Origin of the sequence: Sphingomonas sp. JUb134 (assembly GCF_004341505.2) — a bacterium.
Lineage (GTDB): Bacteria > Pseudomonadota > Alphaproteobacteria > Sphingomonadales > Sphingomonadaceae > Sphingomonas.
Map to the genome: position 1 here is coordinate 1612614 of NZ_SLYP02000001.1, position 12403 is coordinate 1625016.

The window sequence follows — 12403 nt, forward strand, 5'->3', positions numbered from 1 at the left end:
GAAGCGCGATCGGCCTTGTGCGCTAGTGTCGCATCCGCCCCAAGCCGCGCCCTGGGGCGCCGCCGGCCTCCCGCGCCGGGACTCTCCGGTACCGTAAGCCCTTGTGCCACGGCTCGGAAAGGGCCATTTGCGCCTCCATGCCCTTTGGTAAAGTTCCCGAACCGCTCGCCGCGGCGCTTGTTGCGCGTGGCTATGAAGCGCCCACGGCCGTCCAGGCCGCCGTCGTCCAGCCCGAAGCCGAAGGGCGCGACCTCATCGTCTCCGCCCAGACCGGCTCCGGCAAGACCGTCGCCTTTGGCCTCGCCATGGCTCCGCAGCTGCTGGGGGAGGATGGCGCGATCGGCCCCGCCGGTGCTCCGCTGGCCATTGCCATCGCCCCGACCCGCGAGCTCGCCCTCCAGGTCGCGCGCGAGCTCGGCTGGCTCTATGGCCAGACCGGCGCCCGCATCGCCACCTGCGTCGGCGGCATGGATCCCTCGCGCGAGCGTCGCAGCCTCAGCCACGGCGCGCACATCGTCGTCGGCACCCCGGGCCGCCTGCGCGACCATCTCGAACGCGGCGCGCTCGACCTGTCGGCGATCCGAGTCGCAGTGCTCGACGAGGCCGACGAGATGCTCGACATGGGCTTCCGCGAAGACCTGGAGCAGATCCTCGACGCGACCGCCGACGGCCGTCGCACGCTGCTGTTCTCCGCGACCATGCCGCGCCCGATCGTGGCGCTTGCCAAGCGCTACCAGCGCGACGCGCTGCGCATCGAGACGCTGTCCGCTGATCGCGGTCACGGTGACATCGCCTATCAGTGCGTGACGGTCGCCCCGTCCGACATCGAGCACGCGGTGGTGAACCTGCTGCGCTTCCATGAGCCGGACACCGCCTTCCTCTTCTGCGCCACCCGTGAGGCGGTCCGCCGCCTGCACGCGAGCCTGGTCGAGCGCGGCTTCGACGCCGTGGCGCTCTCGGGCGAGCACAGCCAGAACGAGCGCAACCACGCGCTCCAGGCGCTGCGCGATCGCCGCGCCCGCGTGTGCGTCGCGACCGACGTCGCCGCGCGCGGCATCGATCTGCCTTCGCTCAGCCTGGTGATCCACGTCGAACTGCCCCGCGATGCAGAGGCGCTTCAGCACCGCTCCGGCCGCACCGGCCGCGCGGGCAAGAAGGGCATTGCCGCGCTGGTCGTGCCCTATCAGCGCCGCCGCCGCGTCGAGATGATGCTGCGCGGTGCCAAGATCAACGCCGAGTGGGTCGAGGTGCCGAGCGCCGACGCCATCCGCGAGGCCGATCGCGAGCGCCTGCTCGCCAAGCTCAGCGACACGGTGGAGCTGGACGAGGAGGATCGCGCACTGGGCGCCCGCCTGCTCGAAGGGCGCGAGCCCGCCGACATCGCCGCGATGCTGGTGCGCGCCTATCGCGCCAAGCTGCCCGCGGCCGAGGACCTCGTCGGCGGCAACGACCGCGGCGAGCGTGGTCCGCGCGACGACGGCCCGCGTGCCGGCTTCGAGGACAGCGTCTGGTTCCGCATGAACATCGGCCGCCGCCAGAACGCCGATCCGCGCTGGCTGCTGCCGCTGCTGTGCCGCCGCGGCCACATCACCAAGGGCGAAGTGGGCGCGATCCGCATCGCCGCGGACGAAACCGCCTTCCAGATTCCGCGCGCCGTCGCCAGCCGCTTCGTGGCCGCGATCAAGCGTACCGCGGGCGAGGGCGACGACGACCTGCGCGTGCTGCCGATGGACGGTCCGCCGCCCCCGGGCAGCACCGGCGGCCCGCGCCCGCCCCGCGGCGGCCCCAACCAGCCGCGCCACCACGCCCGCCCGTTCCGCCCCCGCGGCGGCCCGCGCGGCTAACCGAAAAGGGGGCTTCGGCCCCCTTTATGGATGGCTCGCCCCTTATCTGAACCGTTGTTGCTTCACGACAGCGGGTCGTTTGCGGAAGGAGCGAAGGTCATGGACATTTCTGTGCTCGGGATCGATCTTGGCAAGAACAGCTGCAGCGTGGTTGGGCTGGACGCAATTGGCAAGGTTGTCGTCCGCCGACGAATGCGGCGCGAGACAGTCATCACCTACGCGGCGACCTTGCCGGCCTGCGTTGTGGCGATGGAGGCCTGCTGCGGTGCGCATCACATGGGACGTGCCTTGGCGCGACAAGGCCATGCGGTACGATTGATGTCGCCGGAATACGTCCGCCCTTACGTCAAGGCGCAGAAAAACGATGATCGTGATGCCGAGGCGATCGCCGAGGCGGCGACACGGCCGACTATGCGGTTTGTCGAGCTAAAGACCGAGGAGCAACTCGACATGCAGACGCTCCATCGTATCCGTGACCAGCTTGTCGGAGACCGCACCTCCCTGATGAACCAGATCAGGAGCCTCCTCCTCGAACGCGGTTACATCGTCCCACAGGGGCGTGCAAAGCTTGCCCTTCGGCTGGGTGAGATGCTGGATGGTGACGAACCGGTACTCGGCTCCCGCATTCACCGGCTGGTGAGCGACATGCGCCTGCGCTGGAGCGCGCTCGACGAACGGATCGCAGATCTCGATGCCGAGTTCACCGATGCGGCTCGGGCGGATGAACGGACACGGCGATTGCTGACCATTCCCGGCATCGGTGCGCTTAATGCCACTGCGCTGGTGGCAGCGATCGGGGATGCCCGGACCTTCGGGCGCGGGCGCGACCTTGCCGCATGGCTGGGCTTGGTGCCGCGGCAGGCAACGACCGGAGGCAAGCCGCGGTTGCTCGGTATCACCAAACGTGGGAGCCGTTACCTGCGCAAGAACCTGATCCAAGGTGCGCGTGCGTCCCTGCCGGTCATGAGCAAGAGCGATACGCGACTTGGCGCCTGGCTGCGCGGTCTCCTCTCACGTTCTCATCACAACACCGTCGTGGTGGCATTGGCCGCCAAGATGGCGCGTATCGTGTGGGCGCTGCTGCGACACGAGCGCACCTACGATCCGGTTGCACAAGCAGCCTGAACAAGCTCGGCCGGCGCGCCTTGCGCCAGCTAAATGATGTCTGCGGGAGGTGAGTGAAAGATGGCCTGACAGTCGACCGGTGTCCCGGAACCCTATGGCTAAAAATGGCACTCGATGCCGGCCCCTTTATGAGGACCAGGACGCGCGGATCTCCATCTTGGCCAACAACCTCGTGTTGGAAGGCCGGATACGTTTTCGCAGACTGCTCAGAACATCAGACACAAACCGCTTGCCGACGGGGCGAGCCATACGTTTTTGTGCCCGCCGCACCTCGGCAGGCGCGTTGCTAGCGTGCCGGACATGCGGCATCCTCCGCCGATGCAGCCGGCCCTTCCTTCCACGATCATCGCAGCCCTCGCGCTCGCCCTGGCCGGATACGCGACGGGCAGGGCGGCGCCCGCGCCGTTCGAAATCGTGGTTCGAGGGCCAGCCGCCGACTGCACCATCGAAGCCGGCGGGCGCACGGTCACCCCCCAGGAACTGCTCGCCACCGCCCGCCCCGAAGCGAAGCCCGGACGCAGCGCCCGCATCCTGCTGAACACGAACGACGTCCCGTATCGCTGCATCGGCGGCGCGATCTACAGCTTGCAATCCGCCGGCTTCGAGGAGGTCACCGTCCTCGATCCGCAACGCCGCCCGCTGATGTAGCGCAACGCCGATCCCGTCTTCTGGTCGGCACGGCATCGCTGCAACCGGCAATTCCAAGGACTCCCCATGCCCCTGTTCGCGCTCGCCCTGTTCCTCCAGTCGGCGGAGCCCGCGTCCTGCCCCGGCGCCGACACGCCCTCGGTCGACGCCTGCGCCTCCGCCGAACTCGCCGCGGCCGATGCCGAGCTGAACCGCTATTACCAGGCCGCGATGCGCCGGCTGCGCAGCGAAGGGGAGGCGCAGACCGCCAAGGAACTGGTGGAGGCCCAGCGCGCCTGGATCCGCTATCGCGACGCCGAATGCGCGAGCGTGTACCAGAACTGGATCGGCGGCACGATCCGCACCCACATGGGCATCACCTGCCGCACCCGCCTCACGAAGCTGCGCACCCATGTGATCTGGAGCCACTGGCTCACCTACATGGACAGCACCCCGCCGATCCTCCCGCGCCCGGACCTCGCCTCCGTGCTCCAGGACCAGGCGCGATAGCCGCGTCCGTGACCAAGACCCTCACGCTCGAAGGCGCCCGCATCCGCGACATCGCTTCCTTCTATGCCGAGGTGAACCGCGTCTTCATGGCCGGAGAGGACTGGACGCTGGGCGAAAGCCTCGACGCGTTCGAGGACCTGCTGCACGGCGGCTATGGCGCGATCGCGGGCCGGGAACCCGTGCGGCTCGTCTGGAAGGACCTGGAGACGAGCCGATCGGCGCTCGGGTCAGAGGCCACCGCCGCCCACCTGCGCGCAAAGCTCCAGCGGCCCGACCGCTTCGACGTGGCCCGAATCCGCCGCCAGCTCGACGCGGTCGAGCGCGGCGAGGGGCCGACCTACTTCGACACCATCCTCCACATCCTCGCCGACCATCCCAACATTGAACTGGTCGCCGCCTAGCTGCGTCGCGCTAGGCGAAGTGCTCCATCCCGTCCGCGGACACGGTGACCCAGCCGTGCTTGCGGTCTTCCCACACCGAGTACTGCGGGGCCGGAAAGCCGGGATCGGCAAAGGCGCCCACCGCAACTGCCGTCAGCCCCGGCATGCCCTGGCTCGCATAGACCAAAGTCGCGCCACAGGTGGGGCAGAACCGAAAGCGCGCCACCGCGCCGCTGTCGCCCTGCTGGGTCCAGGTCCGGAACTCGCCGGCAAGCGCCACCTGTGCGTCGGGCCAGCGCGCCTGCACGGCAAAGGCGCTGCCGCTGCGCTTCTGGCACTCCAGGCAATGGCACACCGACACCCGCACCGGCTCGCCCGTGCAAGTCGCCCGCAATTGTCCGCACCGGCAGCTTGCAACCCGAACCCGCATCCCGCCTTCCCAAGGAACGGAGCGTCTCCGCACCGCCCTGGAGCGGCCGCCCGTTCTCGCCTGGCAGGCTACGCCGTTCGCGCGCCCCTCGCCAGCATCGCGAGCCCGTAGCCGAATACAGGAAGCGGCCTGTTCCTGCGGGTGCCAGTCTGGCGAACCCTAGGCTTTCTTCATGGCGCGCGGATCCCGGCAGAGGATCGTCGTCCCCTTCATTTCGACTTCCGCGCGCTCGCCGGGCAAGGCCTCGATTTCGGCCTTCCCCTTCCCGGTGGATACGGTGAGGATCATCGGGCCTTCGATCCGGCAGAGAAAGTTCTTCTTCTGTTGTTCGCAGGCCTTTTGCAGGCGCGCATAGTCCTCGACCGTTGCGCTGTCCCCAGCCGGCTGCATGCCGAAGGAGACCAGGGTACTGCCGCCGAACAACACCGTCTTCAGCCCTGCCAGCGTGTTGACGCGCCATTCCCCAGTGGTCTGCCCCTGCCGTCCCTTCTCGATCGGGGCCATGCCGAGTTGCGGCGCAAGCCGCTCGCAGAAGCTGGCCTCCTGGGCCGCAGCAGGCGCGCCCGCAATGAGGAAGAAGCCCGCGGCGATGGGATGAAGCTTCAAAGTCCTTGCCCCCCGGAAGGATGAATGTGGAGAATCCAGCGCTAGGCGGGGAGCGTGACACTTCGATGAAGCCGGTAGTTCCTTCCTTTGAGTGGCGCATCGCGCGCCCGGAGCATTGCGGTTCTGATTGCGCGCGCGACAATGCGTGCGAATATCCGCCGGCCCGGCACAGTGCGGCCGGCTCCGGAAGTCGGGAGATCCCATGGCTGACTCGTTTCCGCACGGCACGGTCCACGACGCGCCCGAGGATCTTCAGGCCGCCGTGCAAGCAAGCGCCGACCTGTCGTCGCGCTGGCAGGCCCTGACGCCCCTTGGTCGCAACGAGTTCATCTGCTGGGTCACGGACGCGAAGCAGGCAGCGACGCGCCAGCGCCGCCTAGAGCGAATGGGCGAGTCGTTGCTGGCCGGCAAGAAGCGGCCCTGCTGCTGGGCAGGGTGCACGCACCGGACCGACAAGGCGCCAGGGCGGTGGCAGCAGGCGGTCCTGATCGAGGGGCGCCACAAACGCGGCAGTTAGCCGATCGCAAGCCCACGCCGCTGGCGAGATCCGCGGGCCGCGACCCGACACGTCCCGTGCCCAGACCCGGCCGCTCCTTCAACGGCAGGGGTCATGCGCCGGATGCGTCCGCCAGCCCCGGCTCAGGGCGCCGTCGCGGTACGGATGCCGCGGCCGGGCACCACGTCCTGCGAAGCGGTCACCGTGCCTGACATGGACGATTCGAAATTTTCGGCCGGCAGCGGCGGGGCGGAAAGCGGGTCGTAGGGGTCGTTGTTGATCGAAACCAACGCGCCCATCTCGGTCGCCGCGAACAGCTTCTTCGCAAAGGCCGACGGCAGTCGGACGCAGCCGTGCGAGGCCGGGCGGCCCGGGATGTTGCCCGCGTGCAGCGCGATGCCGTCCCAGGTCAGCCGCTGCATGAACGGCATGGGTGCGTCGTCATACAGGTTGGATTTGTGCATCACCTTCTTCTGAAGGATCTCGAACTCGCCGGTGGGCGTTTCATGACCGGGCTTGCCCGTAGAAACGGTGGACACGCCGATCAGGGTGCTGCCGCGGAACACATAGGCCCGCTGCAACGGGATGCTCACGGTCACCGTCACCGGTTCCGAAGTGTCGCCGCCGTCCTTCCAAACAAACTGGCCTGGCTTCAGCGCCTGGCTGGACGCAATGTCGAATTGCGCGATCGCTTCCTGCGCAAAAGCGGGGGCTGCCGGCAGACAAAGGGCGAGCGCCCCGGCCGCCAGCCAGGCGCGACAATTGCGAATGTTCATTACGCACCTCAACATCATCATCATGCGGGTGGGGGGAAGTGCGACCCATCCGCTTCACATCTTTCTAAACGTAGGTAAGTCTATTTTGTGCCATTGACAGGCGAGAAAGAATCTGCCGCCCGTGCAAGGGAACCTTCCTCAACCTGCCAACCGTGCGATCCTGCGATGAGCCGCGGCATGGCTGCGGCAGAGCGCGTGCGCGAGTAGGAACTGTTTGGAATTCTTGGCTAAAAGGGTGTCGGGCAGCGCGATGCGGTGTCCAGAGCGGGCTTCAGGGCAGGACATCCACGTGCACAACATCGTCGAAACGGCGCCCTCGCGCCGCGCATTCCTCACCTCTGGTCTCACGGTCGCGGGCGCCGTGGTCGCATCCGGCGCCTTCGCCTCGCCGGTCCGCGCGGCCGTGCCGGCGGCCCCCGTCGCCCCGCTCACCTCGCCGCGCATGGTGCGCCCCGCGCTGTTCCGCCGTGCGGTCGCTGCACTCCAGGCGCATGGCGGCCGCGTCGCCAATCGCGACCGCATCGCCATTGCCGATTTCGCAGCCTCTTCGTCGGTGCCGCGCTTCCACCTCGTCGACCTCATCAACGGCCAGACGACGACGCTGCTGGTCGCGCATGGCAGCGGCTCGGATCCCGCGCACAGCGGCTATCTCCAGCGCTTCTCCAACCTCAACGGCTCCAACGCCTCGTGCGAAGGCGCTTTCCTCGCCTCCGACTATTATGTCGGCAAGCATGGCAAGTCGCAGCGGCTGATCGGTCTCGATCCCACCAACAACAATGCGCTCGATCGCGCCATCGTGATCCACGGCGCCTGGTATTCCAACGCCTCGATGCTGCGCACCCATGGCAAGCTCGGCCGCAGCCAGGGCTGCTTCGCCGTCGGTGAAAGCGAGCTGGCGCAGGTGTTCGGCCACCTCGGCAACGGCCGCATGCTCTACGCGGCCAAGGTCTGACGGCACGCCCGGGCCACACGCCCGGGCTGTCCTACACGCGCCGGCGTCGCCACAGTCCTCTCCGCACCGGGAGAGGACTGCCATGGCCGATCACGCGAACCGCGTCCGGACGCCTTCTAAACGACACCGCGACTGCGCCCCGGCGGGTATTGCGCGCGCTTTCGGCTTCCACCGTGTTCCTGCGCAGGCAGGAACCCAGGGCCCGGCAGAGCCACGCTCCCCCCTTCGCACGCACACCAAGGGATCGGCCGTGCCTGGGGTCAGCCACCTCCAGCAGCATCCTGGCGCGGGCGATCGACGCCCGGCACCAGCCGTTCTTGGCCTAACCTTAGCCTAACCTTCCGCAGTGCAGCACGCCGCGCGGCAGGCCCCGGACACCGGTGCGCCACGCGTTCTTCGACTGACTTCCGACGCACTTTCCGCCTTGCGGCGGCTCTCCCGGGCACGCTACCGCGCGCCCTTCCTCACGTCCGGCGGAGAACGCGCATGCACTGGTCGCTCGAAGGTTTCGATCTGAATCGCTTCGTCCGCGAGACGCTTGCCGAGGATCTGGGGGAGGGGGGCGACATCACCTCCGCTGCCGTGATCCCCGCCGATGCGCGCTTCGCCGGCGTCATGGACAGCCGCGACGCCATCACGGTCGCGGGCCTCCCGATCGCGGAAGCCTTCTTCCGCGCGCTCGATCCGCAGGTGGAGATCGAGGCGCTGGTGCAGGACGGCGATCGCGTCGCCGCCGGCTCGCACCTGCTGCGCCTGCGCGGCAACGCCCGCGCGCTGCTGACGGCCGAGCGCTCGGCGCTCAACACCGTGCAGCATCTCTCCGGCATCGGCACGCTCACCGCCACCTATGTCGACGCGATCCGCGGCACCGGCGCCACGCTGCTCGACACACGCAAGACGCTGCCGGGCCTGCGCCGGCTGGAGAAATACGCCACCCGCATGGGGGGGGCGACCAACCACCGCATGGGCCTGTGGGACTCGGCGATGATCAAGGACAACCATGTCGCGGTGGCGGGCGGCGTCGAGGCCGCGGCGCGCCGCGCGGCGGAGGCTGGTATCGCCTCGATCATCGTGGAGGTCGACCGGCTCGACCAGATCGCCCCCGCGCTTGCCGGCGGCGCCACCCACCTCCTTCTCGACAACATGGACCCGCCGACCTTGCGCGCCGCGGTGGCGGAGGTCGCCGGACGCGTGCCCACGGAGGCCTCCGGCGGGGTCCGGCTCGACACCATCGCCGCGATCGCCGCGACCGGCGTCACCTATGTGTCGGTCGGCCGGCTCACCCAGTCGGCGCCCGCCGCCGATATCGGGCTCGACTTCACCGCCCTCTAATTCGCTTGCCGAAAGGGGCGGGTCGGCTAGGTTCGGCGCTGTTTACAGGGGGAGAAACACCATGCGTCCCAAGTCCATTCAACGCTTCGACATCTTCTATCTGGGCGCGCTGGCGCTCGGCCTCGTCAGCACGGCCATCGGCTGGAACGCCACCATGGAGCGGATGCAGGCAGACGCCGCCACTGCCGCCATTGCCACGCCCGTCATGCTCGGCAGCGTGATCGTCGGCTTCGGTATCTCGCTGCTGCTGTGGTTCTTCACCTCGCGCATGCGCAGCAACATCGCCCGGTGGATCGTGGTGATCTTCTTCGTGATCGGCGTGATCTCGCTGCTGTTCACCCTCCTGAACGGAGCCTATCCGGGCGGCTTCACCGGCATCCTCAGCCTCGTCTCGACCGCGCTTCAGGCCGCCGCCGTCGTCATGCTGTTCAAGCCGGACGCCGTCGCCTGGTTCAAGGGGCAGCCGACCGGCCCTGCGGAAACGCCGTTCGAATGATTCGCCTCTGGCACAAGGCGGCGATGCTCCTCGCCGCCGCGCTTCCCGGCACCGCGCTGGCACAAAGCACCCAGTGCAGCGTGCCGGCGGCGCTGCCGCGGCCGCATGCCGACCTGCCGACCCCCAAGCAGCCGCGCCGGGTGATCCCGATCGGCAGCTATACGCTCGCGCTCACCTGGTCGCCGCAATATTGCCGCGGCAAGCGGGCAGGCGACGACAGCTTCCAGTGCGGCCAGGGCAACCGCTTCGGCTTCACCCTGCACGGCCTCTGGCCGGACGGGGAGGGGAAGACGTGGCCGCAATATTGCAAGCCGGTAGCGCTGCTGCCCCAGCCGGTGGTGCGCAAGAACCTGTGCGCGACGCCCTCGGTGCAGCTGCTCCAGCATGAATATGCCAAGCACGGCAGCTGCATGGGGGTGACGCCCGCGGCCTATTTCGCGCGCTCCAACGCGCTCTACGGGCGGCTGCGCTTCCCGGACATGAACGCGCTTTCGCGCCGCTCGCGCCTCACCGCCGGCCAGCTGGCGCAGGCGATCGCCCGGGCGAACCCCGGCATCGCGGCCAACATGATGCGGATCACCGCCACCCGCGACGGCTGGCTGGACGAGGTCTGGCTGTGCCTGGACAAGCGGCTGCGCTACCGCGCCTGCCCGGCGCACCAGGGTGGCCTCACCAGCAACGCCCCGCTCAAGATCTGGCGAGGCGGCCGGTAACGGCCAGCGCCCCGCGCGCGGTCACGGGTTGTCAATCGTGGCCGTGCCGGGGTGGTGCTTGTCCAGGTGCCGCTTGATGATGCGCAGGTTGCGGGTGTTCGACCGGAACAGCAGGTCGGGCACCGCACCCACCACCGGGATCAGGCCCACCGCCCAGTCGACGCCGACATTGCCGGCCATGCGCGCCATCTGGAGCTTGGACATGCCCAGGTTGCGGGCTTCCCAGATCATGTAGCTGCCCATCGCGGCGCCGATGAAGCTGCCGCCCACCGGTAGCAGGTTGAAGAACAGGTCGAGGCCGACCGGCACCTTGATGCCCGGGATCACGAAGCTGCGCTCCAGCAGCCGCTCCAGGGCCACCAGCCGCTTGCGCACGGCAGCGGCGTCGCGGCCCAAGGGCACGACTTCGGCCAGGCGGTCGAACGCTTCGGGCGGGATGCGGGAGGTGCGGTTCATGGATCTTAGCTGGGGTCGCCGCGCAGGTGATTCAACGGGTGCCACGCGCGCGGGTTCGGCGTCCAGGCGCGCAGCCGCGGCGACACCAGCGACCACCGCAGTGGCAGGGCGATCGGCACGAAGCTCGCGTCCGCCGCCAGCGCCGCGTCCCCGTCCGCCAGCAGCCGCCCGCGTGTCTCCGCGTCCGGCGCATCGGCGGCGCTGTCGATAATCGAGCGGATCATCGGGTCGCAGGCGACACAGGCGTTGTCGAGGTACCAGCGGCCCGAATCGAGCGGCGCAACCTTGTCGACCAGGCGCAGGTCCGCGTCCGGGGCATCGATCGCCACCCGCTCCACGGGCAAGCCAATGGCGCGCAGGGACCGGCCGATGCCGCGCCACAGCAGGTTGCCGCCGGGTCCCTCCGGCAGTGCGATTCGGAGCGGCGCCATGTCCGGATGGTCCGCCATCCAGATCGCGACCCGCGCCCGCGCCTGCCCGATGGTGTCCTCCGTCGGTGTGGCGGGCCACGGGAACGCGGCAGGCGCGGCTGCGGAGTCGAGCTGCGCCGGGAGCAGCGTGGTGGCAGGCGTCCATTCCTCGCGCACCCCCGCCGCAATGGCGCTCCGGTCGAGCGCGCCCGCCAGCGCGGTCCGGTTGGCGGTCTCGGCCAGGAAGCCCTGTCGCCGCGCGACGGCCAGTCCGAACAGCCCCACCGCCGGATCGACGCGGATGCTCTCCCGCGCGACCTCCGCGACGGCCAGCAACGGCCAGTCATCCACGCCCCCGCCCAGTACCAGGTCGAGGTCGCCCCGCGTAAAGCGCAGCACCGCGCGCGCTGCCCGGTCCCCGCGCAGCTCGATCCTCTCGGCGGGGCTGGGCAGCGTGTCCGCATCCTCGTCGTCCAATCCGCGGATCGGCCGCAGCTGTTGCGCGCCGCGCGCCGGCTGGCCAAGCTCGAATGGTCCCGTCCCTCGCAGCCCGCGTGCCTGGAAGATGGCAAGCTCCGGCTGCGCGAGAAGCTTCAGGAACTCCGGCTGCGGCCGGCGCAGGCGGATCTCGACCACCTCCGGCGTCATCTCGACGATCTCGTCGACCAGCCGCAAGGCACCGGCCAGGGGCTTGTGGTGCGCGGGGCGGACCGCCCGCTTCAGCGTCGCCACGACCTCGCTCGCGGTGACGCGGTTGCCGTCCGGCCACCGCGCGTCGCCCAGGCGAAAGATATAGCTCTGGCCCTCGTCGATCACGATCCAGCGCTCGGCAAGCGCAGGCTCCACCTGGCCGGCGGCATCGAAGCGGACGAGGCCCTGTGCCGTCGCGCCCATCAGCACGCGCTCGGCGGGGGAGAGCTCCGTACGCGAAGGATCGGCCACCCGAGCCGTTCCGCCCACGACGCTGACCGCCACCGCCGTATCGTCGGGCCGGCGGTCGCAGCCGCCAAGCGCCAGCGCAGCCGCGGCGAGCAGCAGCGGGAAGCGGGCGTGCGAGAAGGGGAAGGGCGCCATGGCCCCTTCCTGCCATCGAAGGCGGCGGAGCGCCACATGGTGGTGCGGACGGCGGGACTCGAACCCGCACTCCTGTTCGGAAGCCGATTTTAAGTCGGCTGCGTCTACCGGTTTCGCCACGTCCGCATGGCGGCACGGGAACCGCAAGGCTGCATCCGCGTCAAGCGCGGCGTTGC

Annotated in this window: 15 protein-coding genes and 1 tRNA gene; 10 read left to right on the forward strand and 6 right to left on the reverse strand. The window is 69.2% G+C overall.

Annotated elements, in window-relative coordinates; genetic code table 11:
* Window positions 1-137: 137 nt before the first annotated feature.
* From EDF69_RS07670 to EDF69_RS07685, 5 genes are all read left to right on the forward strand, one after another.
* On the forward strand, window positions 138-1844 hold the full coding sequence (locus EDF69_RS07670; RefSeq protein ID WP_132884420.1) for a DEAD/DEAH box helicase: 1707 nt from the start codon (window positions 138-140) through the stop codon (window positions 1842-1844).
* 99 nt (window positions 1845-1943) lie between these two features.
* Window positions 1944-2969 (forward strand): IS110 family transposase, encoded by a 1026-nt coding sequence (locus tag EDF69_RS07675; RefSeq protein ID WP_132884636.1) that lies wholly within the window; start codon window positions 1944-1946, stop codon window positions 2967-2969.
* A gap of 318 nt (window positions 2970-3287) precedes the next feature.
* Window positions 3288-3617: a hypothetical protein gene (locus tag EDF69_RS07680; protein ID WP_132882675.1), complete on the forward strand. Its 330-nt coding sequence runs from the start codon at window positions 3288-3290 to the stop codon at window positions 3615-3617.
* Between the two features lie 66 nt (window positions 3618-3683).
* Window positions 3684-4106: a lysozyme inhibitor LprI family protein gene (locus EDF69_RS19615; RefSeq protein ID WP_132882676.1), complete on the forward strand. Its 423-nt coding sequence runs from the start codon at window positions 3684-3686 to the stop codon at window positions 4104-4106.
* 8 nt (window positions 4107-4114) lie between these two features.
* Window positions 4115-4507: a barstar family protein gene (locus EDF69_RS07685; RefSeq protein ID WP_132882677.1), complete on the forward strand. Its 393-nt coding sequence runs from the start codon at window positions 4115-4117 to the stop codon at window positions 4505-4507.
* Between the two features lie 10 nt (window positions 4508-4517).
* Here EDF69_RS07685 and EDF69_RS07690 read toward each other — a convergent pair whose 3' ends face one another.
* Together EDF69_RS07690 and EDF69_RS07695 are read right to left on the reverse strand one after the other, a co-directional pair.
* Window positions 4518-4916 (reverse strand): GFA family protein, encoded by a 399-nt coding sequence (locus tag EDF69_RS07690; RefSeq protein WP_132882678.1) that lies wholly within the window; start codon window positions 4914-4916, stop codon window positions 4518-4520.
* Between the two features lie 159 nt (window positions 4917-5075).
* Window positions 5076-5522 carry a hypothetical protein gene (locus tag EDF69_RS07695; protein WP_132882679.1) on the reverse strand — a complete coding sequence of 149 codons (447 nt, stop codon included), beginning with the start codon at window positions 5520-5522 and terminating at the stop codon, window positions 5076-5078.
* A 202-nt stretch (window positions 5523-5724) separates the two neighbouring features.
* On the opposite strand from EDF69_RS07695, the gene EDF69_RS07700 reads away from it, so the two are divergent.
* A complete protein-coding gene (locus EDF69_RS07700; protein WP_132882680.1) occupies window positions 5725-6039 on the forward strand; it encodes a YdeI/OmpD-associated family protein in 315 nt (104 codons plus the stop codon).
* A 122-nt stretch (window positions 6040-6161) separates the two neighbouring features.
* Here the strand turns inward: EDF69_RS07700 and EDF69_RS07705 are convergent, their stop codons facing one another.
* On the reverse strand, window positions 6162-6818 hold the full coding sequence (locus EDF69_RS07705) for a L,D-transpeptidase family protein (RefSeq protein ID WP_239555370.1): 657 nt from the start codon (window positions 6816-6818) through the stop codon (window positions 6162-6164).
* Between the two features lie 265 nt (window positions 6819-7083).
* Between EDF69_RS07705 and EDF69_RS07710 the strand changes: the two genes are divergently transcribed.
* The 4 genes from EDF69_RS07710 to EDF69_RS07725 all read left to right on the forward strand — a co-directional run bounded on the left by EDF69_RS07710 (window position 7084) and on the right by EDF69_RS07725 (window position 10287).
* On the forward strand, window positions 7084-7746 hold the full coding sequence (locus EDF69_RS07710) for a murein L,D-transpeptidase catalytic domain-containing protein (RefSeq protein ID WP_239434672.1): 663 nt from the start codon (window positions 7084-7086) through the stop codon (window positions 7744-7746).
* 486 nt (window positions 7747-8232) lie between these two features.
* On the forward strand, window positions 8233-9078 hold the full coding sequence (gene nadC / locus EDF69_RS07715) for a carboxylating nicotinate-nucleotide diphosphorylase (protein ID WP_132882682.1): 846 nt from the start codon (window positions 8233-8235) through the stop codon (window positions 9076-9078).
* A gap of 61 nt (window positions 9079-9139) precedes the next feature.
* Window positions 9140-9574, forward strand: coding sequence for a hypothetical protein (locus tag EDF69_RS07720; protein ID WP_132882683.1), 435 nt, complete (start codon window positions 9140-9142; stop codon window positions 9572-9574).
* The gene (locus EDF69_RS07725) at window positions 9571-10287 is read left to right on the forward strand and encodes a ribonuclease T2 family protein (protein WP_132882684.1); all 717 of its coding nucleotides are present in this window, start codon (window positions 9571-9573) and stop codon (window positions 10285-10287) included. Before EDF69_RS07720 ends, EDF69_RS07725 begins: the two co-directional genes overlap by 4 nt.
* Before the next feature lie 21 nt (window positions 10288-10308).
* Here EDF69_RS07725 and EDF69_RS07730 read toward each other — a convergent pair whose 3' ends face one another.
* The 3 genes from EDF69_RS07730 to EDF69_RS07740 all read right to left on the reverse strand — a co-directional run bounded on the left by EDF69_RS07730 (window position 10309) and on the right by EDF69_RS07740 (window position 12353).
* On the reverse strand, window positions 10309-10743 hold the full coding sequence (locus tag EDF69_RS07730; protein WP_132882685.1) for a DUF4112 domain-containing protein: 435 nt from the start codon (window positions 10741-10743) through the stop codon (window positions 10309-10311).
* 5 nt (window positions 10744-10748) lie between these two features.
* Complete coding sequence (locus EDF69_RS07735; protein WP_132882686.1) at window positions 10749-12227, reverse strand: ABC transporter substrate-binding protein; 1479 nt, start codon at window positions 12225-12227, stop codon at window positions 10749-10751.
* 40 nt (window positions 12228-12267) lie between these two features.
* A tRNA-Leu gene (locus EDF69_RS07740) sits at window positions 12268-12353 on the reverse strand.
* Between the last annotated feature and the right edge of the window lie 50 nt (window positions 12354-12403).

Excerpts from the sequence above, each read along its gene's own strand:
- EDF69_RS19615 (WP_132882676.1), top strand. The coding sequence starts at position 3,684 with ATGCCCCTGTTCGCGCTCGCCCTGTTCCTCCAGTCGGCGGAGCCCGCG.
- EDF69_RS07675 (WP_132884636.1), top strand. The coding sequence starts at position 1,944 with ATGGACATTTCTGTGCTCGGGATCGATCTTGGCAAGAACAGCTGCAGC.
- EDF69_RS07725 (WP_132882684.1), top strand. The coding sequence starts at position 9,571 with ATGATTCGCCTCTGGCACAAGGCGGCGATGCTCCTCGCCGCCGCGCTT.
- EDF69_RS07720 (WP_132882683.1), top strand. The coding sequence starts at position 9,140 with ATGCGTCCCAAGTCCATTCAACGCTTCGACATCTTCTATCTGGGCGCG.
- EDF69_RS07705 (WP_239555370.1), bottom strand. The coding sequence starts at position 6,818 with ATGATGATGATGTTGAGGTGCGTAATGAACATTCGCAATTGTCGCGCC.
- EDF69_RS07700 (WP_132882680.1), top strand. The coding sequence starts at position 5,725 with ATGGCTGACTCGTTTCCGCACGGCACGGTCCACGACGCGCCCGAGGAT.
- EDF69_RS07735 (WP_132882686.1), bottom strand. The coding sequence starts at position 12,227 with ATGGCGCCCTTCCCCTTCTCGCACGCCCGCTTCCCGCTGCTGCTCGCC.
- EDF69_RS07670 (WP_132884420.1), top strand. The coding sequence starts at position 138 with ATGCCCTTTGGTAAAGTTCCCGAACCGCTCGCCGCGGCGCTTGTTGCG.
- EDF69_RS07730 (WP_132882685.1), bottom strand. The coding sequence starts at position 10,743 with ATGAACCGCACCTCCCGCATCCCGCCCGAAGCGTTCGACCGCCTGGCC.
- EDF69_RS07690 (WP_132882678.1), bottom strand. The coding sequence starts at position 4,916 with ATGCGGGTTCGGGTTGCAAGCTGCCGGTGCGGACAATTGCGGGCGACT.
- EDF69_RS07680 (WP_132882675.1), top strand. The coding sequence starts at position 3,288 with ATGCAGCCGGCCCTTCCTTCCACGATCATCGCAGCCCTCGCGCTCGCC.
- nadC (WP_132882682.1), top strand. The coding sequence starts at position 8,233 with ATGCACTGGTCGCTCGAAGGTTTCGATCTGAATCGCTTCGTCCGCGAG.